The 26,929-nt window shown below is 61.3% G+C and carries 24 protein-coding genes; 15 read left to right on the forward strand and 9 right to left on the reverse strand.

Features of this window, described 5'->3' with window-relative positions; genetic code table 11:
• Window positions 1-193 precede the first annotated feature (193 nt).
• From EJ075_RS00525 to EJ075_RS00545, 5 genes are read left to right on the forward strand one after another with little or no spacing between them, the layout of a single operon-like run.
• Window positions 194-1,483, forward strand: a complete 1,290-nt coding sequence (locus tag EJ075_RS00525) for a cellulase family glycosylhydrolase (protein WP_245329930.1) — start codon at window positions 194-196, stop codon at window positions 1,481-1,483.
• Window positions 1,480-2,016 carry a glycosyltransferase family 2 protein gene (locus EJ075_RS00530; RefSeq protein ID WP_126102960.1) on the forward strand — a complete coding sequence of 179 codons (537 nt, stop codon included), beginning with the start codon at window positions 1,480-1,482 and terminating at the stop codon, window positions 2,014-2,016. The genes EJ075_RS00525 and EJ075_RS00530 overlap by 4 nt, the downstream gene beginning before the upstream one ends.
• Complete coding sequence (locus EJ075_RS00535) at window positions 2,004-3,197, forward strand: glycosyltransferase family 2 protein (protein ID WP_206072975.1); 1,194 nt, start codon at window positions 2,004-2,006, stop codon at window positions 3,195-3,197. Before EJ075_RS00530 ends, EJ075_RS00535 begins: the two co-directional genes overlap by 13 nt.
• Window positions 3,182-4,798, forward strand: coding sequence for a GMC family oxidoreductase (locus EJ075_RS00540; RefSeq protein ID WP_126102961.1), 1,617 nt, complete (start codon window positions 3,182-3,184; stop codon window positions 4,796-4,798). Before EJ075_RS00535 ends, EJ075_RS00540 begins: the two co-directional genes overlap by 16 nt.
• 7 nt (window positions 4,799-4,805) lie before the next feature.
• Window positions 4,806-5,687 (forward strand): NAD-dependent epimerase/dehydratase family protein, encoded by an 882-nt coding sequence (locus EJ075_RS00545; protein WP_126102962.1) that lies wholly within the window; start codon window positions 4,806-4,808, stop codon window positions 5,685-5,687.
• A gap of 413 nt (window positions 5,688-6,100) precedes the next feature.
• Here EJ075_RS00545 and EJ075_RS00550 read toward each other — a convergent pair whose 3' ends face one another.
• Window positions 6,101-6,829 carry a class I SAM-dependent methyltransferase gene (locus EJ075_RS00550; protein ID WP_126107185.1) on the reverse strand — a complete coding sequence of 243 codons (729 nt, stop codon included), beginning with the start codon at window positions 6,827-6,829 and terminating at the stop codon, window positions 6,101-6,103.
• A 1,446-nt stretch (window positions 6,830-8,275) separates the two neighbouring features.
• On the opposite strand from EJ075_RS00550, the gene EJ075_RS00555 reads away from it, so the two are divergent.
• The gene (locus EJ075_RS00555; RefSeq protein WP_126102963.1) at window positions 8,276-9,850 is read left to right on the forward strand and encodes a family 16 glycosylhydrolase; all 1,575 of its coding nucleotides are present in this window, start codon (window positions 8,276-8,278) and stop codon (window positions 9,848-9,850) included.
• Window positions 9,851-10,281: 431 nt separating this feature from the next.
• On the forward strand, window positions 10,282-10,539 hold the full coding sequence (locus tag EJ075_RS00560) for a hypothetical protein (protein ID WP_095486487.1): 258 nt from the start codon (window positions 10,282-10,284) through the stop codon (window positions 10,537-10,539).
• A 225-nt stretch (window positions 10,540-10,764) separates the two neighbouring features.
• On the opposite strand, the gene EJ075_RS00565 is transcribed toward EJ075_RS00560, so the two are convergent.
• Window positions 10,765-11,601: a universal stress protein gene (locus EJ075_RS00565; RefSeq protein WP_126102964.1), complete on the reverse strand. Its 837-nt coding sequence runs from the start codon at window positions 11,599-11,601 to the stop codon at window positions 10,765-10,767.
• A gap of 322 nt (window positions 11,602-11,923) precedes the next feature.
• Between EJ075_RS00565 and EJ075_RS00570 the strand changes: the two genes are divergently transcribed.
• The 8 genes from EJ075_RS00570 to EJ075_RS00605 all read left to right on the forward strand — a co-directional run bounded on the left by EJ075_RS00570 (window position 11,924) and on the right by EJ075_RS00605 (window position 21,048).
• Window positions 11,924-13,453, forward strand: coding sequence for a bifunctional aminoglycoside phosphotransferase/ATP-binding protein (locus EJ075_RS00570; protein ID WP_245458249.1), 1,530 nt, complete (start codon window positions 11,924-11,926; stop codon window positions 13,451-13,453).
• 32 nt (window positions 13,454-13,485) lie between these two features.
• Window positions 13,486-13,935, forward strand: a complete 450-nt coding sequence (gene trxC / locus EJ075_RS00575; protein WP_126102966.1) for a thioredoxin TrxC — start codon at window positions 13,486-13,488, stop codon at window positions 13,933-13,935.
• Between the two features lie 219 nt (window positions 13,936-14,154).
• Complete coding sequence (locus EJ075_RS00580) at window positions 14,155-14,907, forward strand: FadR/GntR family transcriptional regulator (protein ID WP_126102967.1); 753 nt, start codon at window positions 14,155-14,157, stop codon at window positions 14,905-14,907.
• Between the two features lie 62 nt (window positions 14,908-14,969).
• Window positions 14,970-15,875: a 5-dehydro-4-deoxyglucarate dehydratase gene (gene kdgD / locus EJ075_RS00585; RefSeq protein ID WP_126102968.1), complete on the forward strand. Its 906-nt coding sequence runs from the start codon at window positions 14,970-14,972 to the stop codon at window positions 15,873-15,875.
• Between the two features lie 132 nt (window positions 15,876-16,007).
• Window positions 16,008-17,480 carry an ABC transporter substrate-binding protein gene (locus EJ075_RS00590; RefSeq protein WP_348627386.1) on the forward strand — a complete coding sequence of 491 codons (1,473 nt, stop codon included), beginning with the start codon at window positions 16,008-16,010 and terminating at the stop codon, window positions 17,478-17,480.
• An 83-nt stretch (window positions 17,481-17,563) separates the two neighbouring features.
• Window positions 17,564-18,478 (forward strand): ABC transporter permease, encoded by a 915-nt coding sequence (locus tag EJ075_RS00595; protein WP_126102970.1) that lies wholly within the window; start codon window positions 17,564-17,566, stop codon window positions 18,476-18,478.
• Between the two features lie 3 nt (window positions 18,479-18,481).
• A complete protein-coding gene (locus EJ075_RS00600; RefSeq protein WP_126102971.1) occupies window positions 18,482-19,405 on the forward strand; it encodes an ABC transporter permease in 924 nt (307 codons plus the stop codon).
• Window positions 19,402-21,048 carry an ABC transporter ATP-binding protein gene (locus EJ075_RS00605; protein ID WP_126102972.1) on the forward strand — a complete coding sequence of 549 codons (1,647 nt, stop codon included), beginning with the start codon at window positions 19,402-19,404 and terminating at the stop codon, window positions 21,046-21,048. Before EJ075_RS00600 ends, EJ075_RS00605 begins: the two co-directional genes overlap by 4 nt.
• A 44-nt stretch (window positions 21,049-21,092) precedes the next feature.
• Here the strand turns inward: EJ075_RS00605 and EJ075_RS00610 are convergent, their stop codons facing one another.
• The 7 genes from EJ075_RS00610 to EJ075_RS00640 all read right to left on the reverse strand — a co-directional run bounded on the left by EJ075_RS00610 (window position 21,093) and on the right by EJ075_RS00640 (window position 26,899).
• The gene (locus tag EJ075_RS00610) at window positions 21,093-21,560 is read right to left on the reverse strand and encodes an RES family NAD+ phosphorylase (protein WP_126102973.1); all 468 of its coding nucleotides are present in this window, start codon (window positions 21,558-21,560) and stop codon (window positions 21,093-21,095) included.
• Window positions 21,560-22,003 (reverse strand): antitoxin Xre/MbcA/ParS toxin-binding domain-containing protein, encoded by a 444-nt coding sequence (locus EJ075_RS00615; protein ID WP_245458070.1) that lies wholly within the window; start codon window positions 22,001-22,003, stop codon window positions 21,560-21,562. The genes EJ075_RS00610 and EJ075_RS00615 overlap by 1 nt, the downstream gene beginning before the upstream one ends.
• 133 nt (window positions 22,004-22,136) lie before the next feature.
• The gene (locus tag EJ075_RS00620) at window positions 22,137-23,102 is read right to left on the reverse strand and encodes an ABC transporter ATP-binding protein (protein ID WP_126102974.1); all 966 of its coding nucleotides are present in this window, start codon (window positions 23,100-23,102) and stop codon (window positions 22,137-22,139) included.
• A gap of 2 nt (window positions 23,103-23,104) precedes the next feature.
• Entirely contained in the window at window positions 23,105-24,112 is a 1,008-nt protein-coding gene (locus tag EJ075_RS00625; RefSeq protein ID WP_126102975.1) for an ABC transporter ATP-binding protein, read from the reverse strand.
• Between the two features lie 2 nt (window positions 24,113-24,114).
• Window positions 24,115-25,032, reverse strand: a complete 918-nt coding sequence (locus EJ075_RS00630) for a dihydrodipicolinate synthase family protein (RefSeq protein ID WP_126102976.1) — start codon at window positions 25,030-25,032, stop codon at window positions 24,115-24,117.
• A gap of 17 nt (window positions 25,033-25,049) precedes the next feature.
• A complete protein-coding gene (locus tag EJ075_RS00635; protein ID WP_095486474.1) occupies window positions 25,050-25,940 on the reverse strand; it encodes an ABC transporter permease in 891 nt (296 codons plus the stop codon).
• A complete protein-coding gene (locus tag EJ075_RS00640) occupies window positions 25,940-26,899 on the reverse strand; it encodes an ABC transporter permease (RefSeq protein WP_126102977.1) in 960 nt (319 codons plus the stop codon). Before EJ075_RS00640 ends, EJ075_RS00635 begins: the two co-directional genes overlap by 1 nt.
• Window positions 26,900-26,929: the final 30 nt, after the last annotated feature.

The raw sequence follows: 26,929 nt of genomic DNA on the forward strand, positions 1-26,929 counted from the left end.
ACCGCGGGGACTCGCCAATACGAGGAGCCGAACTCTTGGTTGGGAGCGATGTCTGACAGCACGGGTCTATACTCGAGCGACCGGAATCGGCCAAGCACCACTATGCCCGAACGACGCCCGGGCTGTGCGAGGTCAGAGGAGGTAATCCTTCGGGGCTGTTGCACTCGGCGCCCGGCGAGAGCCACATGCCCGGGTGATTGTCGGCTGGCAACGAGTGAAAAATAGGCTGCGCAACGCCGGACTGCGGGTGCTGGTGTGCGCGTTGCTGTCCGTTCCGGCAGTCGTGAGCGCCGCGGATGATCCGTCGGCAACGTCCTTCATCAAGACTTCCGGAACGAACTTCACCTTGGACGGCAGGCCGTTCTTCGTGACCGGCGTAAACAACCACTATCTGACCTACGGGTCGCCGGATGAGGTCACCCGCGTTCTCGATGACGCGGTGGCGATGGGCGCCAATGTGGTCCGCACCTTCCTCCAGCCGGTGATCGGGTCGCTCGACGGAAGCAAGCCTACGATCTGGGATTGGCGGCTTGAAGGCGAAGCCAGCAATCTCGCGGTCAAGGGCACGTACCTGCTCTACTGGGACCCGAGCCAAAACAGGATGGCGGTCAATGACGGCGCCGACGGCATGCAGAAGGTTGATTTCCTCATCGCCGAGGCCGGCAAGCGACGCCTGAGGCTGATCATCGCCGTCCTGGATTTCTGGGCCTTCACAGGCGGCGCCCAGCAGATGCGGGCCTGGTATGGGAGCCGGGACGCCCCAGGCGTGCAGAGCCAGTACAACACCGACCTCAGCAAAGAGAAGTCGGAGTTTTTCTTCCAGGATCCGCGCACGAAGCGCGACTACAGGACCTGGGTCAGCCACGTCGTGCAGCGAGTCAACCCGCTCACCGGGCTCGCCTACCGGGATGATCCGACCATCATGGCCTGGGAGCTAATGAACGAAGGCAATGCGCAGCCGGAGGCCTTACGATTGGCTTGGACCACCGAAATGACGGCCTACGTGAAGTCGCTCGATCCCAACCATCTCGTCACCTCAGGGCACGCTAACGTCGAGTCGAAGCTATCGGATCTGACGATCCCGACTCTCGATTTCGGGACCTGGCACGGCTACCCGCTCTACTACAAGCTCACCGTCCAGCAGTTCGACAGCTTGATCACCGAGTTCTGCCGGTTGGCAGTTCGCGCCGGAAAGCCGGTGCTTCTGGAGGAGTTCGGCTATGCCCGCTCCAATCAGAACTTTGCCCAGGCTTACGCGATGTGGCTCGACACGCTGACGCGCGAGCGCAACTGCGCCGGCTGGATGGTGTGGCGGCTGGTGTCGCGGCAGGACAGCGGACGCTATCCCGTCGACGAATATGACAAGTTCGATATTCACAACGACGGAGGTCCGCTCTGGAGCATCCTCAAAGCCGCCACGGCTCGGGCGACGCAGACACGCGAAACCAGCCCGGCCTCAGAAACCAGCCGGCAGTTGCCATGACCGAAGCCTCCGTCGTGATCTGCGCCGACACACTCGATCGCTGGGACGATTTGAACGCGGCCATCGCGTCGGTGCGCCGCCAGACCTGCCCGGCCCGCGAGATCATCCTCGTCGTCGACAACGATGAGGCGCTCTTGGAGCGCGCCCGGCGCGGGATCGAGGGTGTCGTCGTCACACCTAATACCAACGTGCGTGGACTGTGCGGCGGTCGCACGACGGGAGCCGGATTGGCGTCCGCGCCGGTCATGGCGTTTCTCGATGACGATGCGATCGCCGATGAGCGCCGGCTGGACGAGTTGCTGATGCCCTACGCCGACCCGCGCGTGCTTGGCGTCGGCGGCCGCCTCGAGCCTCTGTGGCGCAAACCTCGGCCCTCGTGGTTTCTTTATGCTGAGAACCGGCTTCCGGGTAAGCCGAATCCAGCGCGTGGAAGTCTGGCTTTTCAAAAACCAAGACCATCGCACCGTCTATCGAAGAGCTTGGGGCAGACATTGGCAGCTCAAGTCGGGAGAATTCCTAGATGCGTATTCTGATGCTTGCGCAATCCTGTACGCCGATTGGCGTTGGCCAGCGGGGCCACGTCCGGAACCTAAGTATCGGTCTCGCCCGCCGCGGTAATGACGTTGCCGTTGCCACAACCGGTCAGCCTGGATCGAAAACCGGGCAGACCGAGGATGGCGTCACCAGCGAACGCCAGCAGGTCCCGCGCCCCCCCACGATCTCGGTGATTATCTGTGCCTACACCGAGGACAGATGGGAGCTGATGCTTCAGTCGGTGGCCTCGGTTCAGGAGCAGACCTTGCAACCCTGTGAGATCATCGTTTGCATCGACCATAATGAGACCCTGTTCCACCGTTGTGCCGCGTACTGGGCTCACTTCGCCGCATCCACCCCTCCGATACGGGTGATCCAGAACAAGTACGACGGGCACCTGGGGTCGGCCCGAAACACGGCAGCCGAGATAGCTGCCGGAGACATTCTGGCGTTCTTGGATGACGATGCAGCGGCCGACAAGGACTGGCTCGGGATTCTCACCGACCCGTATCAGGATGAGCGCATCGGGGCCGTCGGCGGTCGTCCCATACCGGTTTTCAAGGCTGGCCGCCCGGCCTGGTTCCCTGTGCAGTTCGACTGGGTGTTCGGATGCGCTTATGACGGCCTTCCGACCAGCCGAGGCCCTTTGGCTCACCTCATAGGAGCCAACATGTCGGTGCGGCGGACCCTCCTCGAGCAGGTGGGAGGGTTCCACTCCGACAATCACGACGACATGGACATGTGCCACCGCGTGGCGCATATCAAGGGCAGTGAGGCGGTCATCTACGAACCGGCGGCGACCGTCCGCCACTTTGTACCCGCCTCACGGCCGACTTGGAAGTACTTCTGGCGCCGCTGCTTCTTCGTCAACAAGGGGAAGGTCGAGGCCTTTGCCCAGATGGGCGACGCCGCCACACTGGGTGCAGAGGCCCGCTTCGTCTGGTACGCGCTGACCAAGGGCGTACCGCGGGGGATTTCGCAAGCGGCCAAGGGTGACGCCCACGGGCTGGCCCGGTCCGCGGCGATAATCGCTGGCGTGGGGCTGGCCGCGGCAGGCCACGTCGCCGGCCGGATCGAGTTGGCGCGGCGATTGCGCCGGCAGGGCCAACAGGCAACCAAGCAGATGCTGGACACAGCCGCGCAGCCGGTGGGCGAGGGAAGTAAATGCCGTCTTCGATAATCATTGGTTCGGGTCCAGCTGCAGCCGCCGCCGTGTTGGCGCTGTCCGAGAAGCCAGACGAGAAGATAACCGTGTTCGATCCGGGCACCGTGCTGGACGCGGAGACGCAGGAGGTAATCTCCAGGCTGTCCAAGCTGCGTGTCGACGACTGGGATGAGGAGGACGTCCGCCGGGTCAGCCTGCAACCCAAGCAGGTCCAGTCCGATTCGCTGCCAGAAAAAAGAAGCTACGGATCCGATTTCCCGTTTGTCAACAAGGGCCAGCTCGACGGCGTGCACTGCGAGGGTAGAGTCAACTCAGCTGTCATCTCAAGCGCCTACGGGGGGTTTAGCAATGTCTGGGGGGCCCAGATCATGCCCTTCAGCGCCGCCACGTTCAGAAGATGGCCGTTCGACTTCTCGGACATGGAAGAGCACTACAGGACGATCCTGGGTCACATTCCTTTCGCTGGAGAGTCCGACGATCTCGAGGAGTGGTTCCCGCTCATCGGATCCCCGGACCCGCTTCCGCCCCTGGCACCGCGGACGCAGATGGTCCTGGCCAATTACGACCGGCACCGCGATCGTGTGCGCTCCACGGGAATAACCATAGGCCGCGCCCGGCTCGCCTTCTCAGCGCCCGGATGCCAGCCCTGCGGCCTATGCATGACTGGGTGCCCGCGGTCGCTGATCTTTTCGGCCTCGCACAGCTTCGATCGCTTCAGGCGCAGCGGGAGGATCGACTACCGCAGCGGGCTGCTCGCGGTGCGAGTCGACCAGGAGGGCGACACGGCCGTCGTACACGCCCGGGAGCTGTCCAGCGGCCGGATCCAGCGATTCACAGCCGACCGGGTCTTCGTGGGCTGCGGGCCAATCGGGACCACCCGGCTGATCCTGGGCTCGCTCGGATCGGACCAGCCGGTACATCTTTCGGAATCGGCTCAGTTCGTTCTTCCAATGATGTCCATGAAGCCGACCCCCGACCCACGTACAAGGCGCGAGTTCACACTCAACCAGTTCAACATGGTCATCGGCGAGGACGACGAGGGCTTCGATGTCTCACAAATTCACTTCTATCCGTTCAACCAGGCATACTACGATGCGCTGCCCGGCTTCCTCCAACATCCCGCCGCCGCCTTCGCGACGGATCGGCTCCTGAGCCGGTTGACGGTAGGCCTGGGCTACTTGCCGTCCTGGGCATCACCCAAGGTCCGGGTCACCGCCCAGATGTCCGCAGCTCCTGATGAGCTACCCCAGATCACCCTCACTTCGGAGGGCTTCAGCGAGGCCAAGGTCAAGGGCAAAGACGTGCCTCCGATGCTGCCTGACGTAATAAAGCGGATCCGCAGGGCGGCACCTTACCTTGATTTGTGGCCAGTCACACCGCAGATGTTGTGGTCGGGCGGGGCCAAGAGCTACCACTTTGGCGGCAGCTTTCCCCACGCCAGTGAGCGGAATACTGGGAGGGCGACGACAGACCGCCTCGGGCGGCTGGCGCGCTGGGACCGGATCCATCTTATCGACGGGTCGGTTTTCCCAAATGTTCCAGCTACTACCTTTACCCTGACTGTGATGGCCAATTCTCATCGCATCGCCTGCGAAGCGATGGAGCTGACGGGGTGAGGGTTTAATGCGGGTCGGTATCACCGGAGCCAACGGATATGTCGGGACTATCCTGCGTGCCGCCTTCGCCGAAGAAGGGCATGAGGTCATCGCGTTCGCCCGTTCGAACCGGGTGACCTCCGAATCTGCTGCCGCAATGGTCGGCATCGCCGAGTGGCGCCCATACGAGATCAAGCGCCCGCCATCGGGGGCCGCATTCAGCGACCTAGATGTGCTCATCCACGGTGCATGGGACCTGACTCTCGTCAGCGCCGGCGATGTGTGGGGTGTCAATGTGTCCGGCTCGCAGCAGCTCCTCCGCAATGCCGCCGACGCAGGGGTTCGCCGGGTTATTTTTATCTCCTCGATGTCCGCCTATAAGGGAACCCGACAGTTGTACGGCCAGGCGAAGCTGGCCTGCGAGCGCACCGCCAGCAGTCTGGGAGGTGTCTCCACCCGCCTCGGACTGGTGTACGGCCCCGGTTGGGGCGGGATGGCGGGCGCGCTCCGCAAGCTCACCAACCTGCCGGTCACACCTCTCATCGGGGCGCGCTCCCATCAGTTCACTGTGCATGAGGCGGACCTGGCAGCCGCCATGGTGCGTATTGCCGAGTCGGACATGCCCCTGCCGGAACCGGTAGGGCTGGCCAACCCCGAACCGGTGCCGTTCCGACGGCTCATGAAAGAGATCGCCGCGTCACAAGGCAGAACACTGCGCGCCGTCCCAGTGCCCTGGCAGCTTGTCAGTGGCGTCCTCAAGGCAGCTGAGGCCCTGCGTGTCCCCCTCCCCTTCCGATCCGACTCCATCCTTGGGCTCGTGCACCCGGCGGCAGAGGTTCCCGGTGTAGAGCGGCTCAAGCAACTCGGAATCGAGTTTCGGAGCTTCTCGCTGGACGGCGATCAACGTTGAAAGTATGCGAGATCCGCCCGGCCTTGCGGGTGACCGTAGCAGTTTGACGTTTTCCGGGGACCACTGTCAACTTTGCCTTCGTGAGCCTCCACGCACACAAAAGGTCAGTTCGCGCTGGACGAGTTTGAGTACCAGCCGAGACTACAAATTGCCACGTCGCTTCATGCTGAAGTATCAGCGCAAGAGGTCGTATGGGCATCTGCGCAAGCACCGTGGCGAGGTTCCGCGAATAGCGAATTCATGCGGTCGGCGCGATCGCAAGGAGCAAGCCGACCCGATCTCGGGAACACCCGACATTGCTGAAGATCGCCGGCGTCGAGCAAAATACGATACTGCAGCGTCTCGCCCTCGAGTCTCGCCATCTCCCTTGCTGCCACCACTTGGAGTCGGTTGTTCTGACGCCTAACACCACCTCAGCTAGTGAGGACCATCAGTGAGGCGCCGCCGAGTAAGCGCACCGACAGATCCTCTCCGGCAATAGTCCGGACAATGCGCCGTACGGCGTTACCGAGGATGGCTGTCGTGGTTCGCCATTCGGGATGGATCAGCAGGATATCTTCCGTCCTAGTGTACTGTGCGTCAATAATCTTAAAGCCTGTGTCGCGCAGAGTCGCTAGAGCTGTTGCCTGATCAAAGTAATGCAGGTGACCGACCTCCTTGCGTTGCTTAAGGTGCTGACCGCGCAGAAGGCCGACAATACTGATATCGAGAGGAATATGAAACGCATAGTATTTTGAACGTCCTCTGAGCCTCCGAAGAAAGCCCATATAGTCATCTATGTGCTCGAAAACATCGATGCACAAAAGAAGATCATAATTTTCGTTGGTTTGCAGGAAGTCGCCGCAGTGAAATCTTAGGTTTTTTCTTTCTCGCTGCTTCGCCAAATTTATAGCATAGGGAGCGATGTCGTAGCCGGTAGCCACTGAGTCACGGAAGATATCGTGTTGAAGAAGGGCATTCAGAACGCCTCCCGTCCCGCAACCTGTGTCGACGATTTTCTGGCAACTGATTTTGTTGGCGCGCACGATCTTGGCGATGTTCGCGGCCTTAACACCGCCATCTTCGTCATGCCAAGTCGGATTGGCAGCAGCATAGTCTTTTCCGGTATAGAGATCGTTACTTGAAATCATCTCTGCCCACATCAGTGCGCTTGAGTTGCCTCTTCGAATACTTCGACCTAACAATAGCTTTGTTGCTTTGAATGAAAACAACCAGCGATCGAAATCTCTGCATGGCCCCAATGCCAGTTCCAGAAGGGGAATCCTAAGTCGCTCCAGTTGATCGAATTTCACATTTTGAGAATGAACGGATCTTAGGACGGCATTGAGGTCGCTCCAGAGTTCTAGAGTTCCTCCCTTGCCCGGGCTGCACGTTAGGGACCGCGCACCTCAGAAAGTGGGCGCAACCGGATAAAAACAAAACAAATGTAACGACACCCTCGATCCAGTCAAGCCGCCGGCTGCGAAGCTTCCGGGGGAGGCACCCTCAAGCACGCGGCCCATCTGAGGTAGCTCATAAGAAAGAACCAAACTCTTCACTCCACAGCGACGCTGCCGGTAGAATGTTGTCGCCGATCAGGGACAAGCGATGCCGCATTATCGCTGTGCGTCCTGAACGAAAACGGCCAATTCTGGGTGCGTCAATCTAGCCTGCATTGGGCTGCGCTCGATAACGGTGCCAGGTTCCATCTTCGATCATTGAAAGCGGATGATGCGGGACATCGCCGCCCCGTGCCGCCGGCGACGTCGCTCAGCAACACGTGTAGAGACTGGAGCGTAGTCAACGCCGCAACGGCGGACCTCGGCCAAGCGCATCTGCCGCGCAAACGGCACGGTCGAACATCGGGATCGGCAGCTCCAGCCATAGCTCCGACGGCTCGTCCGCCACGCAGCATCGCAAGACATCCCGGCCGTCCTTCTCGACGATCTCATATGCGAACGACCCGCTCGAACCACTGGCGCCCAAACCAGCGCAACATTTCAGCCGACGGACACGGTTTTTCGTAGGACGTCCGGAAGGCTGTTTCGGTGCGGCCGTTCGACACACCCCTACATTAGAAGGTGTTAATAAGTTTTCGCCCAGCCTCATTCTCGCCGCATATGGCAGGTTGGGTTACGTACATCGTCCTCGAGTGATCAACTCACGTAGATACAAGACGGTGCGTGAGTAAGCCAGAAAGCGGAAATACCAGCGCTTGACTTAGGGGTGTGGGCGTAATGAAAACAAAAAACAGGAACGACTAAGGATTCTACTGTGATTATACTAAACTGCAAGCCCGGCGATACTTCTGCCGGAACAGCTGCGCTCGACTTTTGTCCGGCTACGGCTCGATCCGTTGACCCCCTTGCGCCCGTCTGCAGCGACACCGTTTATGGTTTCGAGGACGAGGGCCTGATGAGCATTCCCGTCGACAAAACTCACCTTCTATGGCGAGTTCAACGTTAAGTTCGCTCGACAATAATGTCTGGGCGAGGACTTCCAAATCTCCGCTACTTTGAAATCCGTTCGCGGTGCCGAACTGCGAGCATGCGATATGTCGTGCGCCTTGGCGATGCGCGGCTGTTTTCAACACCACAGAGGATCACTGAATGACTCTTTCCGCACCCGCAGGCTTTGCCTCTAGCGATCTCGTCTTCGAGGAAACCTTCTCCGGTACGGCGCTCGACAGCGACTGGAATACCTACATCACCAGCAATGCCGCCAACGGCTGGCCATGGAATAGCAATGGATCAGGAGGAAGCAACGCAGGCTCGCAGTATTATGCCGACTACGATGTGCCGAGCCAAGTGTCCGTGACCAACGGGCAGTTGGATCTCACGGCGATCAAGCAGCCCATCAGCGGCATAAATCAGGGGACGACACAGACATACCCGGTCACGTCCGGCGCGGTCAGCAGCTACGGCAACTTCGAATTCAATGGCGGCTATCTTCAGATCAGCATGAAGGCGCCGAGCGGCGATGGCGCATGGCCGGCCCTCTGGATGTTGCCCGGCGAAGGCGCCGGCAGCAGCGGCGACAATTTCGAGATCGATATACAGGAGGGTGGATTTACCGGTTCGGGGCCGGCAGACCAGATGTTCTCCTGGCACCTCCACTCGCCGTCAGGGTGGGTCGGCAACAGCATCGATACCGGCACCGACCTCACGGCCGGCTTCCACACGTATGGGATCAACTGGGTGCCCGGTGAATCGATCACCTGGTATCTCGATGGGCACCAGATGGCGCAAGTGACCAGCGCACAGGCCCCGATCCCGGATGAACCGATGGAATTGATCATGAATAATGGGGTCGCGAATTCGAACGCGGCCGGATGGCATACGACTCTCGATAGCTCGACCCCTTCGTCGATGCAGATGCAGATCGACGAGGTGCAGCTCTATCAAAAGGCAGGTAGCGGCGACACTGTAACGGGCGCGAACGTCACTCCCCCGACCACTGGCTCGACCGAGACTGGGACTGGGACCGGGACTGGGACCGAGACTGGGTCTGGGACTGTCCCTCCTTCCGGCGGCACCGGCGATGGCACCTTGTACGGCACCAGCGGCGCCGATGTACTTCAGGGAACTGGTGCCGACACGATGACAGGCTACCTCGGCAACGACGAATACTATGTCGACAACGCGGGCGACAAGGTGGTCGAGGCCTCTGGCCAAGGTCAAGACAGGGTGTGGGCCTCTGTGAGCTATGCGCTCTCAGCCGGCTCGTCGGTTGAAGTCCTTGGCACCACGAGGGACGCCGGCACCACGGCAATCAACCTGACCGGCAACGAGTTGGCCCAAACCATCCAGGGCAATGCCGGCGCCAACGTCATCAACGGCGGCGGCGGTGCCGATAAGTTGAGCGGCTTTGGCGGCAACGATGCGTTCGTTTTCAAAACCGCTCTTGGAGCCGGCAATATTGATAGGGTCACCGACTTCAACAAGTCCCAGGACAAAGTCCACCTCGACGACGCGATTTTTGCCGGGCTTAAGTTGGGAGGGCTTTCATCGGACGCTTTCTTTACCGGCAAGGCCGCGCATGATAGCTCTGACCACATCATCTACAACAGTTCGACTGGAGCGCTCTCCTTCGACAGTGACGGGATCGGCGGTGCGTCTCAAACACAGTTCGCCACCCTTTCTCCAGCTCTGTCGCTTACGGCAGGCGCATTCTTTGTGACCTGAAGGACCTACACGGGGAAACAACATCCCGCGAGGGTTCGCCGTGGCCAAACAAGGACTGGATAAGCAACACCTCAAAGCCATGATCCCGAACCGTAGGTCAGGGTAGCAAAAAGCGGGAGCCCGGTCTTCGGAGGAGATCATGCTCAAATAAAAGAGATGGAGTTCCATCCCGATGCAGGGATGGAACAGGCTCTAGTTGTGAGCTTTCTGTAGGTTTTCCATTCGGACCGAACCGAGGAGACTGGAGTTACCAAGCTTCAGCACTCACCGGACGGTCCGAATGAACATCCACAAGAATGCCCCTCTGACGTATGGTGTGTCGAAGCGAGCTGGCCTGCCGCGGCTGGGCGCGTGCTGGGCGCGTGCTGGTCGATGGCGTCGATCCGGCGTCACCCCGCACATCTTCCGCCACACGGCCGCGACCCCGGCTGATGCAGCAAGGCTCGGACCCTTGGGCGGCCGCCGGCTTCCTCGGCATGACCGTCGAGATGCTGATCCAGACCTATAGCCACCATCACCCCGACTTCCAGGCGGATGCCGCCGAAGCGATCGTCTCCAAGGCGCGCTCGCGAAATCTACCGAAAAACGTCGTCCGAATGCCCGGGGCACAGAAGGCGAACGCTCCCGTCACTCCTCACATCCCCACAGATAAGCCGGAAACAAAGGTGAACAGGAGCCGCCGGCCGTGATGAGGAATGCCGGAAATCCGGGCTTTTGCTGGCCGACACGCTCGTTCGGGACGATGGGGTCGCAGGTTCAAATCCTGCCACTCCGACCAGAAAAAACAAATACTTAGCGTTTTCCCGAGATTCGCTCGCCACTGGCCGGCGGACTGACCAATGTTCCGCAGCTGGCGTGACGGATTCTTCCCGCGGCGGATCGCGTCGGCCCAACCGTCTTCAGTCCTTAAATTGCTAATGCGCCATAAGGATCGGCATCGGCGGATCTTCAAGCATCGAGATGGTGACGCCGCCGAAGATGCGCTCGCGCAACCGGGAATGACCATAGGCGCCCATCACCATCAGGTCGGCGGCGATGTCGACCGCGTGCCTGCGAAGCACGTCGACGACTGAATGGTTCAAGCTGGGCAGCCGGTCGACCGTGACATTCACGCCGTGCCGCGCGAGATAGGCAGCGGCGTCGGCTCCAGGTTCCGCCCCATGGTGGTATTCGTCCTCCACCGGATCGACCATGACGAGGTGCACCTCATCGGCGCCTGCCAGCATGTCGAGGGACTCGCGGACGGCACGCGATGATTCCAGACGGGCGTCCCAGGCGACCAGCACGCGTTTCGGCTTCAGTGTCGGCCGCGATCCCTGGGGGATGAGCAGCAAAGGCTTTCCCGACGAAAACAATGCGCCTTCGATCGTTTTGCTCTTCAGCGTTTCGTTGGCAAGCAACTCCGGTCCAAAAACCGTGATGTCGGCATAGCGGGCACGACGGCCGATGGTGTCGTCGGCCCAGCCGGCTTCCGGATATTCGCTGGAGACATCGGCCAAAGGCGCCCTGCCGGCGAGAAAAGCCGATACGGCAGTAGCTCGCTTCTTCAACAGATTCTCGTCGGACTGACGCGCCTCGAGCCAGGCTTCTGAAACCACCGCGGCATACTCTCCGACTGGTGGCGGCGCAGCAATGGCAACGACGAGAACAGCAAGATGCGCGCCGATTTCGTTGCACAGGTCGGCGGCGAGTTTGAGATCGTTGTCTCCCGTGTTCGGCCCGGTAACGGTAAGTATCGTCCTGAAAGCCATGGCGGCTGCTCCCGATTTTGCGTCAAAGTCCAATCGTCGTAATAGCGAGACAGCTCGGTGCGTTCCTTGCGCTGAGTGAAGAACGTCGCCGCGCATCATTCGATCCTTATTAACGCGCCCACGTGTGCCGGAACATGCGATCGGCGCCGGGAGAAGTCGCACTAGGGAACGCATCCGTGACTTGGCTGGTTATACCCAGACGCTGCGGCAGTAAGGGCCCGATGGCGCGGAATTTCAGCGAACACGCTCGTCGGATTCCAAAGGTTCGATACAAACAAAGAGGCATGCGATGATCGTCGAGGATCAGGAATCCGTGGCCGCGATGTTGATGGACCCTGCCGCGTATGGCGAGACCGGGCCGGTCCAAACGATCGAAACCCACATCTCGCGTATCTTCCTGGTTGGCCAGCGCGCCTACAAGATCAAGCGAGCCGTCAAGCTGCCCTATGTCGACTTCTCGACCCCGGTGCTGCGGCTCGCCGCTTGCGAGAAGGAGGTGGAGCTCAACTCCAAGACCGCGCCCGGCCTCTATCTGGGTGTGCGGCGCATCACGCGAGAGACTGGCGGCAAGCTCGCCTGCGACGGAAGCGGCAAACTGGTCGATGCAGCGATCGAGATGGTCCGCTTCGATCAGTCGAAGCTACTCGATCGAATGGCAATCGGTGGCGAACTGACGCCTGCGCTGATGACGGCGGTCGCGCGCATGATCGTGCGCTATCATCGCGGCGCGCCGGAGATCCACAACGGCAGTGGATTCTCGAACCTGTCAGGCGTGCTCGACATCAACGAAGCCGGCTTTGCCACCAGCAATGTTTTCGAGGGAGCCGAGATCAAGGCATTCACCGGGATTTTCCGCACCGCCCTCGCCCGTCATCGCGAACTGCTCGACCGGCGGTCGGCGGCAGGCGAGATCCGGCGATGCCATGGTGATCTGCATCTGCGCAATATCTGTCTCTTCGATGGAGAGCCCTGCCTCTTCGATTGCATCGAATTCAATGACCAGATCGCCAGCATCGATGTGCTTTACGATCTGGCGTTCCTGCTGATGGACCTTTGGCATCGCGGCTTTCCGGAACTCGCCAACCTGGTGGTGAACCGCTATCTCGACGAAGCAGACGACGAGGACGGCTTCATTCTCTTGCCGTTCTTCATGGCGGTGCGGGCTGCCGTGCGCGCGCATGTCACCGCAACCCAGATCGAGGAAGGCGGTGCCGATTCCGGCGGGCTGATTGCCGAAGCCAGATCTTATTTCGAGCTTGCCCGAACACTTCTCCAGGCAAGGCCTCCTCGGCTGATCGCGATCGGCGGCTTGAGTGGTTCCGGCAAGACGGCCGTTGCCGAAGCACTCGCCGCACATGTCGGCGCGCCGCCCGGCGCGCGCATTATCGAGAGCGACCGCATCCGCAAAGCCATGCATGGGGTGCCAGTCGAGACGAAACTGCCGGACAGGGCCTATCGACCGGAAGTGTCCGACCGCGTCTACCGCGAAATGGCATGGCGCGCCGACTTGATCCTTTCCGAAGGCGGTTCGGTGGTCGCCGATGCCGTCTTTGACAGGCCGGCCGATCGCGACCGCATCGAGAAGGCGGCAAGTGATAGAGGCGTCACTTTCGCCGGATTCTGGCTGGAGGCGGATCCGCTCGTTCTTTGGCAGCGGGTGAGCGAACGCAGGGGCGGTCCTTCCGACGCCACCGTCGACATCTTGTCGCGGCAATTGCAGCGAAATGCCACCCCGCCCGCCTGGCGCAAGGTCGACGCCGATCGAAAGCTCGCCGACATCGCCGCAGAGTTGGCGAGTGTTTCGGACGCGGCAGCTTTTGCGCAGCGTGCTTCACTCAAGACGGCATCCTGACGGCGGCGATCGACTTCAGCAGGTGAATGGCCATGGCGCAGGAAAATCTGGTGGTTTGCGGCAAATGCGGCGGGGTCAATCGCCTGCCGCCGGCACGCAATGCCAGGGACGCGAAATGCGGAAAGTGCGGCTCCAAGCTGTTCTCGGGTCACCCGGCAGACGTCGATGCACCGACTTTCGATCGCCAGGTCACGCGAAGCAGCCTCCCCGTCGTCGTCGACATCTGGGCACCGTGGTGCGGCCCCTGCAAGATGATGGCGCCGGCATATGAAGCGGCAGCAAACGAACTGGAGCCGCATGTTCGCCTGATCAAGCTCAATTCCGACAATGAGCAGGCGGTTGCAACCAGGCTCGGCATTCGCAGCATCCCGACCATGATCCTCTTCCATGGCGGACAGGAGGTTGCGCGCGCATCCGGCGCGATGACGGCGGGGCAGATCGTCAGGTGGGTCCGCGATCACCTGCCGCCGGCCGCAGCCTGAAAGCCGCCACGCCATGGCTCCGCTCATCGCCGTGGCCGTATCAGCAAGGTGCCGACGAAAACCGCTTTAGGCGACTTGACGGCCCACATGCGGAGCGCAGAAGCCATATGATGACCTAAGTACATTCGACCTCGGACTGCAAATTTTCATATGATGACCTCGCTTTTGCCCTGCGCCGGGAGTATGCAATGTCTCGACCCGGCAAAGTTTGGAGGACCCATGCAGCAGGCCGAACATCGAACGTCCCGCAGGTCGTTCGTCTCTCAGGTTGCAGATGCGCTGCGCGGGCAGATCGAAGCCGGCTTTTATGCACCTGGCGACAAATTGCCGACAGAACCTGCGCTGATTGACCGGTTCGGGTTCAGCCGCACTGTGGTCCGGGAGGCCATCGCCGCGCTTCGCGCCGACGGGCTGGTGGAATCGCGGCAAGGCGCCGGCGTCTTCGTTCTCGGCCCGAAACCTGTCGACGAGGGATTGAAGCTCTTCACCGACGAAACGAACAAGATCTCGGATATCATCGAAGAGCTCGAGCTTCGCATCGGCATCGAAGTCGAGGCAGCCGGCCTTGCCGCAGCCCGCAGTTCGCCGGCGCAGGAGGCCGAAATCGAGGCCCAGGTCGAAAGATTCGCCGACCTCATGGCGCAAGGGCAACCCACCGACGAGGCGGACTTCCAGTTCCACATGGCGATCGCCACCGCAACGAACAACGCCAGGTTCAAGGCATTCCTCGAACATGTCGGCCGGCGGATGATCCCGCGGGTGAAGTTCAAGACGATGATGGGCGGCGTCGACCCCTTGCCCAATCGCGACCATCCGATTCTGGAGGAGCACAGGGAAATCGCGGATGCGATTCTCGCCCGCGACCCGGAAAAGGCGCGTGAGGCGATGCGCCGCCATCTGGTGACGGGGATAAAGCGCTATCGCGCCCTCACCGTCCGACGCTCGGCAAACCAGGACAAAACCGGCGGTTGACTCGCCCCGATACTCATCATATGAATCTAGATGACATCATATCAATTGTGGGATGAGTTCTTTTGTCGCCAGATGAAATCAAGTCGCGTGTCGCTTCAGGGCTGCTGTCGTTTCCGGTCACACATTTCAACGAGGATTTCAGCCTCAATCTCGAAAGCTATCGCGCGCATGTGGCATGGCTCTCGGGGTTCGGTGCCGCTGCCCTGTTCGCGGCCGGCGGCACGGGCGAGTTCTTCTCCCTGTCGCCGGAAGAGGTCGCCGACGTTACCCGCGCGGCCAAGGATGCCTCGGGAGATGTGCCTATCATCGCCGGCTGTGGCTACGGCACGGCGCTCGCCACGGAAATTGCTCGCCGCGCCGAGGCTGCGGGAGCCGACGGTCTTTTGCTTCTGCCTCATTATCTGATGGAAGCCTCCCAAGAAGGGATATTCCGGCACGTCAAAGCCGTGTGCGAATCCACCGGCCTCGGCGTCATCATCTACAACCGTGCGAACTCGGTCGCCAATGCCGACACGGTTGCTCGCCTTGCCGACGCGTGCCCAAACCTCATCGGCTTCAAGGACGGCACGGGCAAGATCGATCTTGTCCGCCACGTCACCGCCAAACTTGGCGATCGGCTCTGCTACATCGGTGGCATGCCCACGCATGAGCTCTTTGCCGAAGGCTTCAACGGCGCCGGAGTGACGACTTATTCCTCTGCGGTCTTCAACTTCGTGCCGGAATTGGCACAGCGCTTCTACAGGGCCATGCGGACAAACGATCGCGCCGCAATGGAAGAAATCCTGCACAGCTTCTTCTTCCCCTTCGCGGCTTTGCGCGATCGCGAACAAGGTTATCCAGTGTCGATCATCAAGGCAGGCGTCGAGCTCATAGGACGGACCCCCGGCCCGCTCCGTCCGCCGCTGACGGATCTGAAACCGCAGGAAAAAGACATGCTGCGCGGACTGATCGAGAGGATCGCCGCCTAGTCGCCGGGAGATCGGCAAATTGTCGGGCGAACGGGACGAGGAGGTTCGCCCTGCGCCCGACAGCCAAAACGGAATATCAAAGGGAGGAGAGACATGAATAGAAGCGCTCATACGATTGCAGCTGTCGTATTGATGACTGCTGCCGCGCCATCGGCTGTCGCACAAGATGCGGCGCAGGACATCCGTATCGTCCTGCCGGAGCAGCCGGCCAATCTGGAGCCCTGCGGCACCATCATCACAAATGTCGGCCAGATACTCAGCCAAAACGTCGTTGAATCGTTGACCGTCATCGATCCGATCACCGGACAACCTCAGCCGAAATTGGCGACCGAGTGGACCAGCGTGAACCCGACGACCTGGCGGATCAAGCTGCGCGAGGGCGTGAAGTTCCAGGACGGAACCGAGCTCAACGCGGATGCGGTTGCGTTCTCCATCAACAGGATGATCAGCGGCAAGATCACTTGCAGCAACATAGCGAAGTTCGGCGATGCCAAGCTAACGCTGACGCCGGTCGACGATCTAACCGTCGAGATAAAGTCGGACAGGCCCGAGCCCATCATGCCGACGCTGTTGAGCGTGGTCATGATCGTCTCGCCGAAGACACCGGTCGACAAGGCGGTGAACGATCCGGTCGGGACCGGCCCATTCAAGCTGTCGACCTTTTCCCCGCAAACCGTAGTGCTGGACGCGTTCGATGGCTATTGGGGCAAGAAGCCGGAGATCACGAAGGCAACCTATGTCTGGCGGCCCGAATCCTCGATCAGAGCTGCCATGGTGGAAACCGGGGAAGCTGACCTGACGCCGTCGATTGCCATCCAGGACGCCAGCAATCCGGAGACGGATTTCGCCTACCTGAACTCCGAAACCACCGCGATCCGTATCGATGCCGCCAAGCCGCCGCTCGATGACCTGCGCGTCCGCAAGGCGCTCAACCTCGCGATCGACTGGGAAGGGCTTGCGCAGCTGTTCGGCGACGACGTCAAGCGTGCGTCGCAGATGGTCGTCTCCGGGATCAACGGGCATGACGATGCGCTCGAGCCTTGGCCGTACGATCCGGAAGAGGCGAAAAAGCTCATCGAAGAGGCGCGCGCGGCGGGTGTCGCGGTCGATACCGAGATCAAGCTCATCGGGCGAAACGGCATCTATCCAAACGGCGCGGAAGCGATGGAGGCCATGATGACGATGTGGCAGGATGCCGGCCTCAACGTCAAGCTTACCATGCTCGATGTCGCCGACTGGCTGCGCTATCTGCAAAAGCCTTTCCCGCCGGAGCGCGGCCCCAATCTCCTGCAGATGATGCACGACAACAACAAGGGCGATGCGGCCTTCACGGTTCCGATCTTCTACCGATCGAGCGGGAGCTACTCGACCGTGGCCGATCCGGCGTTCGACAAGGAGATAGACGAGGCCCTGGCTGCGACCGGCGAAGCCCGCACCAACAGCTTCAAGGCGATCTTCGGCAAGGCCCGCAACGAAGTGGTGGCGGACATCCCGATGTTCCACATGATCGGCTATACCCGCGTTGGCACCAGGCTGGAATGGAAGCCCGATATCACCACCAACAGCGAAATACCGCTGGCCAATATCGCTATCAAAAAAGACTGAGTGATACGGGGGCGCTGGGTCCGATCGTGATCCTGCGCCCCTGACCTGTTGCCTCCGTCGATATCCGTCCAAGGGCATCCCAAATGATTACCTATCTTGGACGCCGGGCGTTCCACAGCATCCTGTCGGTCATAGGTCTGTTGACGCTGGTCTTTTTCCTGACACGGCTCACCGGCGACCCTTCCGCCTTGTACCTGCCTCTGGACTCGACTGCGGAAGCTCGGGCCGCGTTCGCGCGGTTGAACGGCCTCGATCAGCCGATCTATTGGCAGTTTCTGGAATATTTGCGCGATCTTCTGCAGCTGGATTTCGGTGAATCGCTACGCCAGAACCGCTCGGCGATGCAGGTCGCGCTTGAGGCGTTCCCGGAAACGCTGAAGCTTGCCGCCGTCGCGATCACGCTGTCGACCGCTTTGGCTATCCTTGTCGGCTCTCTTGCGGCCGCGCGACCGGGCAGCATGTTCGACCGTGTCGCCAGCCTCGTCTCTCTGGCCGGCGCAAGCGCGCCGGATTTTTGGGTCGCCATCGTCGGCATCCTTGTCTTCGCTGTGGGGCTCGGGCTTTTGCCGACATCCGGCACCGGAACCTGGGCCCATTGGATCATGCCCGTCTTCGTGCTGATGCTTCGCCCCTTCGGTCTCCTGGTGCAGGTCGTGCGCGGAACGATGCTGTCCGCGCTTGCCTCTCCATACATCAAGACCGCAAGGGCCAAAGGCCTGCCCCGACAGAAGATCATCTTCGGGCATGCGCTTCGCAACTCGCTGCTGCCCGTCGTCACGGTCGCCGGCGACCTGGCGACCAGTCTCGTCAACGGCGCCGTCGTCGTGGAGTCGATATTCGGCTGGCCCGGCATCGGCAAGCTGATGATCGACTCGATCATCCAGCGCGATTTTGCCGTCGTCCAGTCGACAATTCTGGTGACGGCAACCGCCATCTTCATCCTGAACATCGCGATCGACCTGCTCTACGCGGTTCTCGATCCGCGCATCCGGTACTGAGCCATGACGATCATCACCCCCGACATCAAGCCAGCGGCGGTTCCAGGCAGCGGCAGCGTGCTTCTCGCCTATCTGAAGCGCGACAAGCTTGCGCTCGCCGCCGCTATCTTCCTGACGATCATCGTGCTCGCTGCGGTCCTCGGCCCGTGGCTGGTGGGCGACGCTGCTTCGCGGCTGGGGCTGCGCCAGCGAAACCTCGCCCCGTTCTCGCTGGCCAGCGGCTGGATCTATGTCCTCGGCGCCGATACCCTCGGCCGTCCCATCCTGGCCAGGCTGATTGTCGGCGCGCAGAATACGTTCGGCATTGCCGCGGCGGCGGTATTCGCGTCCATGCTGGTTGGTGGAACGCTCGGCCTGATAGCGGGCTATTCGGAGCGCTGGTACAGCCATCTCATTCTGCGCCTGGCCGATGTCGTCATGAGCTTTCCCTCGCTGCTGCTGGCGCTCATCGTGCTCTATACGCTCGGCCCGAGCATCACCAACCTGGTGATCGTTCTCGCCGTTACGCGCATGCCGATCTATCTCAGAACGGCGCGCGCAGAAGTGCTGGAGTTGCGCGAGCGCATGTTTGTGAGCGCGGCGCGAGCCATGGGCGCGAAGCCGGCCCGGATCATCGTCCGGCACATCGCGCCCCTCGTCCTGCCGACACTGGTGACGATTTCCGCCATTGATTTCGCGACCGTCATTCTCTCGGAATCGGCGCTGAGTTTCCTTGGCCTCGGCATTCAGCCGCCGGATTTCACCTGGGGTGCAATGGTGGCAAACGGCCGCGGCTATCTCGCGACAGCCTGGTGGATCGCATTCTGGCCGGGTCTTGCAATCATGCTGACGACGCTGTCGCTCAACATCCTCTCGAACTGGGCGCGCACCGTCGCTGATCCGCAGCAACGCTGGCGTCTTCAGACATTGCGAAAAGCCGCCCGATGAGCAACGCGACCAATCCCATTCTCAAAGTCGACGGACTGACCGTCGATTTCCTTTCGGACGATGAGCCGGTACGCGCGGTCGACGATGTCTCTTTCCACGTCAGCCGCGGCGAGACTCTCGTGATCCTCGGCGAAAGCGGTTCGGGAAAAAGCGTCAGCACCAGCACGGTGATGGATCTCATCGACTGTCCGCCAGGTGATATCGTGGCCGGCTCCTGCCTCTTCGATGGCGTCGAACTCTCGGGCCTTGGCGCGGAGGCGCGCAGAAGCATCAACGGCCGCAGGATTGCGATGATCTTTCAGGATCCGCTCGCCTACCTGAACCCCGTCTATACGGTGGGGCGCCAGATCGAGGAGGTCTATGAGAGCCACGGCGCGGGAGCCGGCAAGGACGCACGCGCCAAGACGATAGAACTGCTTCGGCGTGTGGGCATTCCAGAGCCGGAAAACCGCGTCGACTTCTATCCACATCAGTTCTCGGGCGGACAACGCCAGCGCGTGATGATCGCCATGGCGATCGCGTTGAAACCGGACATCCTGATTGCCGATGAGCCGACGACCGCTCTGGACGTCAGTGTGCAAGCGCAGATCCTCGATCTGCTGCGCGATCTCCAGCGTGAGACCGGCATGGCGTTGATCATGATCACCCACGACCTTGAACTCGCCTCGTCCATGGCGGACCGGATTATCGTCATGAACGGCGGGAAGGTGGTGGAGACAGGCATCGCCAAGGAGGTCTTCAGCAATCCGCAGCACGCCTACACGCGCCGCCTCATCTCCGCCCTGCCCCACGGCAACGCAGCGGAGGCGCCGAACAGGCGTTCGACGACGATCGCCGGCAAAACCCTGCTCAAGGTGGAACATCTCACCAAGCACTATGTGCTTGCTTCCGGAGCTTTCAGCAGCAAGCGGACGTTCAAGGCGGTGGATGACATAAGCTTCGAGGTCAGGAGAGGCGAAACGCTCGGCATCGTCGGCGAGTCCGGCTCCGGCAAATCGAGCGTCGCACGCATGCTGTTGGGGCTGAACGCGCCAAGCGCGGGCAAGGCCGTCTTCGCCGGCGAGAACATCTTCGAAATGAACGAGAAGCGTCTTATGGCGTTTCGGCGCAAGGTGCAGATGGTATTCCAGGATCCATACGGATCGATGAACCCGCGCATGCGCGTTTACTCCATCATTTCCGAACCCTGGGTGATCCACCGCGATATTCTGCCGAAGAACAGGTGGAAGGCTCGAGTGGCAGAGCTCCTGGAATTGGTGGGGCTGTTGCCGGAACACGCCGACCGCTACCCGCACCAGTTTTCCGGCGGCCAGCGACAGCGCATCGCCATTGCGCGCGCGCTTGCGAGCGAGCCGGAACTGATCGTCTGCGACGAGGCGGTTTCGGCGCTCGACGTCTCTATCCAGGCGCAGGTGATCGACCTTCTGGCCGACCTTAGGACGCGGCTCAGCCTCTCATATATTTTCATCACACATGATTTGCCGATCGTGCGCCATTTCGCCGATCGGATCATGGTTATGAAAGATGGAAAGATTGTCGAGGAAGGCCAAACCTCGGCGCTGTTCGGGGCGCCTCGCCACGAATATACGCAAAGCCTGTTGCAGGCTGTTCCCAGACCCAAATGGCTTACGCAAGCTCAATAGTCCGAGCCTAGCGCGAGCAACGCCTTGCCGATACCAACCCGCAGTCACCCTTTGAATAGCCGAACGTCAAGCTCGAACGGATCGACACGTGCGATTTTGATTCGGGCCGCGGCAGGATGACGAGGATTGATGAGAACATTGTGATCTGGTCCGTCCGAGATCGGGACAATGGCTGACGGAACAAAGAACAGAGCAGCGCTGACGCTGTTCAGCCACTCATCGCCGACTCGTTGCGTAAATGCCTCCCGTTGTCGCCAATCGCCCGGGAGATTAATGAGATCGTATCGGTCAGCGCCAATATCATCGGGCACGTCGTACGACACCATCGCAAGTCTCGGAAGCAGCGTTGGATCCTCGACGTGCACCAGCTTCTCCAGCACGCAAAGTGAAGGCGACGTGGCACTGTATGTGACGGGATGACCGACTGTGTTCCATCTTCCATCGAACAACAGCCCGTAGCCGCCATCGATAGCCGTAGCGTATCGAAGTCCTGACAGCCGCCAAAGCCGCATCAGGCGGCGGCACCCCAGGCGATTTTTCCAAGAATGGTCTCGATAACACGCGCGCCAGCCTCAGTCTGCGCGATGGTCAACGGCGTTTCACCGCCAAGTTCGGCCAAGCCTCTGCGCAGCCATGTGTTGGCCTTTTCAGCATCTCCGAACGTCTCTTCGGCAAATGACTGAATCCGTACGAGCCGCACCGCCCGATCAGACTCGTCTACCGTCAACGGTTGATCCTTTTCAGCCCGGTGGCGCCTGGTCCGTTGCGGGATGACAAACTTTTCGATCTCCTGATCGCTCAGCCCAGCGAGCGAAAGTCCTCTCAGTGCGGCAAGCGGCAGTCGGCGTCGCACGATCATGGCAAGGTCTGCCTGGGAAGTTACCTCCGTCCCGAGCACCGGGGCTCCTCCCAGCTTGCGGGCGATTTCGCTAATCACTGTGACAGGCATGGACATGGCAAAAGCTCAGCGGCAACATGCCTGATATGTTAGGGCAGATTGCCGCGATTGCAAGCCGGACCGCAAAGTAATTTCGGTGCCGCTTCGCGGAAACGAGGATCCCGACTGCTGGAACGTCACGCCAGCTTGCCTAGGCGATGTCGTCGCGAATGCAGGCCTTCAGATGGCCATCTGACGTTGCCCGCAGCGGCGGGACGATGCCGGCACAAGCGTCTATGGCGACCGGGCAACGGGTTCGGAAAACACACCCGGTTGGCGGATTTGCGGGGCTTGGGATGTCGCCCTTCAGCACCTGCCGGGTCTGCTTGGCCAGCGGGTCGAGCGACGGAATGGCCGACAGCAGCGCGCGCGTATAGGGATGCTGTGGCCGAGCATAGAGCGCGGCCGCCGGTGCAACTTCCATGATGCGCCCGAGATAGAGAACGATCACCGTGTCGCAGATATATTCGACGACGGCCAAGTCATGCGAAATGAACAGCATGGTGAGACCGAGCCGGATCTGCAGGTCGCGCAGAAGATTTATGATTTGCGCCTGAATGGAGACATCGAGGGCAGAGACCGGCTCATCGGCGACGATGAATTCGGGTTCGAGCGTAAGCGCCCGGGCGATGCCGATGCGCTGACGCTGCCCGCCCGAAAATTCGTGGGCGTAGCGGTCATAGGCATCGACTGGCAACTCGACCGCAGCAAGTGCTTTCTCCGCCCTCGCCCGCCGCTCGCGCCTGTTGCCGATGCCCTGAATATCCAGGCCTTCGGTCAGGATCTGCCCGATGGTCATGCGCGGCGACAGACTGGCAAACGGATCCTGGAAAATATACTGCATCTTGCGGCGCTGGCGAGCCAGCGGGCCGACGCTCAACTTAGTGATATCGACGCCGTCAAATCTTATTTCGCCGGACGTCGGCTCGATGAGACGCAGCACCGAGCGGCCGATCGTGGTCTTGCCCGACCCGGATTCGCCGACGAGGCCGACCACCTGGCCGCGCGCGATATCGAAGGAAATATCTTCCAGCGCCCTGACGATGGGACCGCGCGAGAACGCCGTCGGCGCAAAATGCTTGGTCAGGTTCCTGACCGAAAGGAAGGGGGCATCCATTGTCAGAGATCCTCCCAGCGCAAACAACGGCTTTTCTGGGTCGACGTCGCCGCGAACAATGGCGGTACAGCAGTGCGGCAGGCATCGACAGCCAGGGCGCAACGCGGCGCGAAGGAGCAGCCCTTGGGCAGCAAGGCCAGCGATGGAACATTGCCGGCGATGGTTGGAAGCGGCGTTCCTGCTGCCTTCAGCGTGGTGGCTTGGCCAAGCCGTGGCACCGAACGCATCAGCCCGGCGGTGTAGGGATGACGCGGACGGGTGAACACCTCGCTCACCGGACCCGATTCCACGATGCGCCCGGCATACATCACCGCGACCCGGTCGGCGATCTCGGCAACGACGCCGAGATTGTGCGTGACGAACAGAATGCCCATGCCGCGTTGCGCTTGCAGCTCGGCCAGCAGGTCGAGAATCTGGGCCTGGATAGTGACGTCGAGCGCGGTGGTCGGCTCGTCGGCGATCAGCAAGGTCGGATTGCAGGACAGGGCCATGGCGATGGTGGCGCGCTGGCGCATCCCTCCCGACAACTCATGCGGGTATTGCCGCGCCCGCCGATCGGGATCGGGAATGCCGACCTGAGCCAGCAGCCGCACGGCGTCGGCGGCCGCATCACGATGCGACTTGCCGAGATGGATGCGGATCGGCTCGGCGATCTGTTCGCCGATCGTGTAGACCGGATTGAGGCTGGTCATCGGCTCCTGGAACACCATGCCGATGTCGTTGCCGCGCACCTTGCGCAGCGACTCGGGATCGAGGCCGGTCAGCTCGGTGACAGTGCCATCCCTGCACCGCAGCGCGATCGAGCCCTCGGCGATGTGTCCGATCTTCTTCGGCAGCAGGCCGATGATCGACAGGCTGGTGACGGATTTGCCCGATCCGGATTCGCCGACGAGCGCGACCGTTTCACCCGATCCGATCGTCAGATCGACGTCCTGCACGGCGGCGATGTCGCGTCCGGCGATACGGAACACGGCCCGCAGACCGGAAATCGAGAGAATCGGAGCGTCCACGGTCAGCGCATCAACCCGACGTCGCGAAGGATGATTTCGACCTTTGCGGTTTCCTCGTCGTTCAAGCTGCGTTGCGGCCGCGCCATGGTGTTGGAGGCGATGATGCCGAGGCTCTTCATCGCTGTCTTGAAGGCGCCTACGCCGGCCGAGCCGGCGCTTGTCCTGCCGAGCGAGATCCAGACGATCTCGAACAGCTTCAACAGCCGCTCCTGTTCCACGCGGGCTTCGACGTGCTGACCCGCCTGCATCAGGTTCCACAGCTTGACGTAGCCGTGCGGATCGACATTGGCGAGGCCCGGCACGACGCCATGCGCGCCCATGGCAAGCACGCTGTCGACCAGGATCTCGGATCCGGTCATGCCGAAGAAATTCGGATCGTTGGCCATGTCCTTGAGCACATAACGCAGATTGCCGTCATCGCCGCTGGAATCCTTGATCCCCGCGATAACCCCCTCGCTGGCCAGGCCGACGGTGGTCTTGCGCTCCAGCTTGACATGGACGCAGACCGGAATGTCGTAGGCGATAATGGGGATGTCGACCGCATCCTTGATATAACGGAAGTGATCGCCGATCTCGGGCTGGCTGGTGCGGGCATAAAAGGGCGCGGTGACCACGACGGCGTCGGCGCCGGCCGATCTGGCTATCTTGGCGTGATTGATGACACGATCGGTCGTCGGGTCGATGACCCCGGCGAAGATCGGAACGCGGCCATTGTTGACCTTGACGGCGTGCTCGATGATGGCCCTGCGGCCGGCCCCGTCATAAAAGACCACCTCGCTGGTCGAGCCGAGCACGAACAGCCCGTGAACGCCGCCGGCGAGCAGGTTCTCGATGGTCCGCGTGAACGACGGGAAGTCGACACTGAAATCGGAATGGAGCGGGGTGACGACAGGTGGCACGACACCGGTAAACAGGGGCATTTTGAAAACCTTCAGGTTCAGTTGAGATCGGAACGGGGATCGAATGCATCGCGCAGGCCGTCGCCGATGAAGTTGATGGCCAGAACGGTGAGCACGAGCACGGCGCCGGGAAACATCCATTGCCAGGGATATTGCTCGAGCACGACGGTGGAGCGGGCGAGATTGAGCATGTTGCCCCAGCTGGCTTCGGGCGGCGCGATGCCGAGGCCGAGGAAAGAGAGGCCGGCTTCGAGCAGAATGGCGTTGGCGATCTGCAAAGTGGCGTAGACGACAAGAATGTCGATGCAATTCGGCAGGCCGTGACGGAACAGGAGATGCGGCAGCCCCGCCCCCATGCCACGGGCGGCGACGACGAAGTCGCGCTCGCGCAGCTCGAGCAGCCGGGCGCGCACCATGCGCGACAGCACCGGCCATGAGAGCAGCGAGATCACCAGGATGGTCGGCGCGATGCCGGTGCCGGCAATCGAAGCGAGCACGAGCAGGAAGATCACCGGCGGCAGCGTCATTGCGAGATCGACGAAGCGCATCACCGTGCCGTCGACAACACGGCCGCCGAAGCTGGCGACGGCGCCGACCAGGAAGCCGATGACGATCGAGATGGCGACCGAGCAGACGGCGACCAGCAGCGAGATCCGCCCGCCTTGCAGCAACCGGGCCATGACGTCGCGGCCGACGCCGTCGCTGCCTAGCCAATGAATGGCCGACGGTCCCTTGTTGATCGCCCTGAGATCGATCGCGTTGGGGCTGAACGGCCACCATAAATGATAGGTCGAAACCGCCAGCAGGATAGGGATAACGATAAACAGACCGGCGCGCGCCGCACGATTTTCAAAGAAGCGGTCGAGCGCGCGGCGGAGCGGTCCTTTGGTTTGCGGCACAGCTGTCGGATCTGGCGCGGTGATCGTCATCACGACACCTGAATGCGCGGATCGACGACGGCATAGACGATGTCGGTCAGGAGATTGACCAGAATGACGCAAATGCCGATTACCAGAGTGGCGCCCATGATCACCGGGTAATCCCGTGTGCCTACGGCGTTGACCAGCAGCAGGCCCATGCCCGGCCAATTGAACACGCTTTCGAGGAAGATCGCGCCGCCGATCGCGATGCCGACCGTCGACCCGATCAGGGTGATAACCGGCAGAAGCGCATTGCGGGTCGCGTGCTTGATGATCACCCAGAACTCGCGCACTCCCTTGGCGCGCGCGGTCCGCACATAGTCCTGGTTGAGCACTTCCAGCAGCGATGCGCGCATGTAGCGCATGATCAGCGCGGCGTGTCCGATGGACAGCAGGCAGGCGGGCAGGACGAGGTGCGCGAGCACGTCCGATATGGAAAAAGGTGCGCCGGCGGTCTGCATGCCGCCTGATGGCGCCCAGCGCAGCAACACCGAGAAGAAGTACAGTCCGAGAAGCGCCGTCAGAAAAGCCGGGCTGGAGATGCCGATGAAAGAAACCACCGACAGCGCGATGTCGGGCAGCGCGTTACGGCGGACGGCACTGAAGATGCCGGCGGAAATGCCGAGCACGATGGCGATGGCCAGGCCGGTGCCCATCAAGAGCGCGGTCGGGCCGATGCGCTCCATGACCAGCGGCAGCACGGCAACGCCGCTGCGCTGGATCGAATAGCCGAAGTCGCCGCTGAGCGCGGCGCGAAGCCAGGCGAGGTATTGCACGGGAAGCGGCTGGTCGAGCCCAAGCCGGTCACGCAGGACTTCGAGGTCGGAAGCAGACATCGGGCTGGACGGGTTGATATACGCGTCGATCGGATCGCCGGGCGCCAGTCGCAAAAGGATGAAGATGAGGACGCTCAGAGCGACCAGCATCAGCAGTCCTGTAGCGCTGCGGCGGGCAATGAAACTCAGCATTGGCTGTCCGTGGTGATGGTGAGCGGAGCC

Source organism: Mesorhizobium sp. M6A.T.Cr.TU.016.01.1.1 (assembly GCF_003952585.1).
Taxonomy (GTDB): Bacteria; Pseudomonadota; Alphaproteobacteria; order Rhizobiales; family Rhizobiaceae; genus Mesorhizobium; species Mesorhizobium mediterraneum.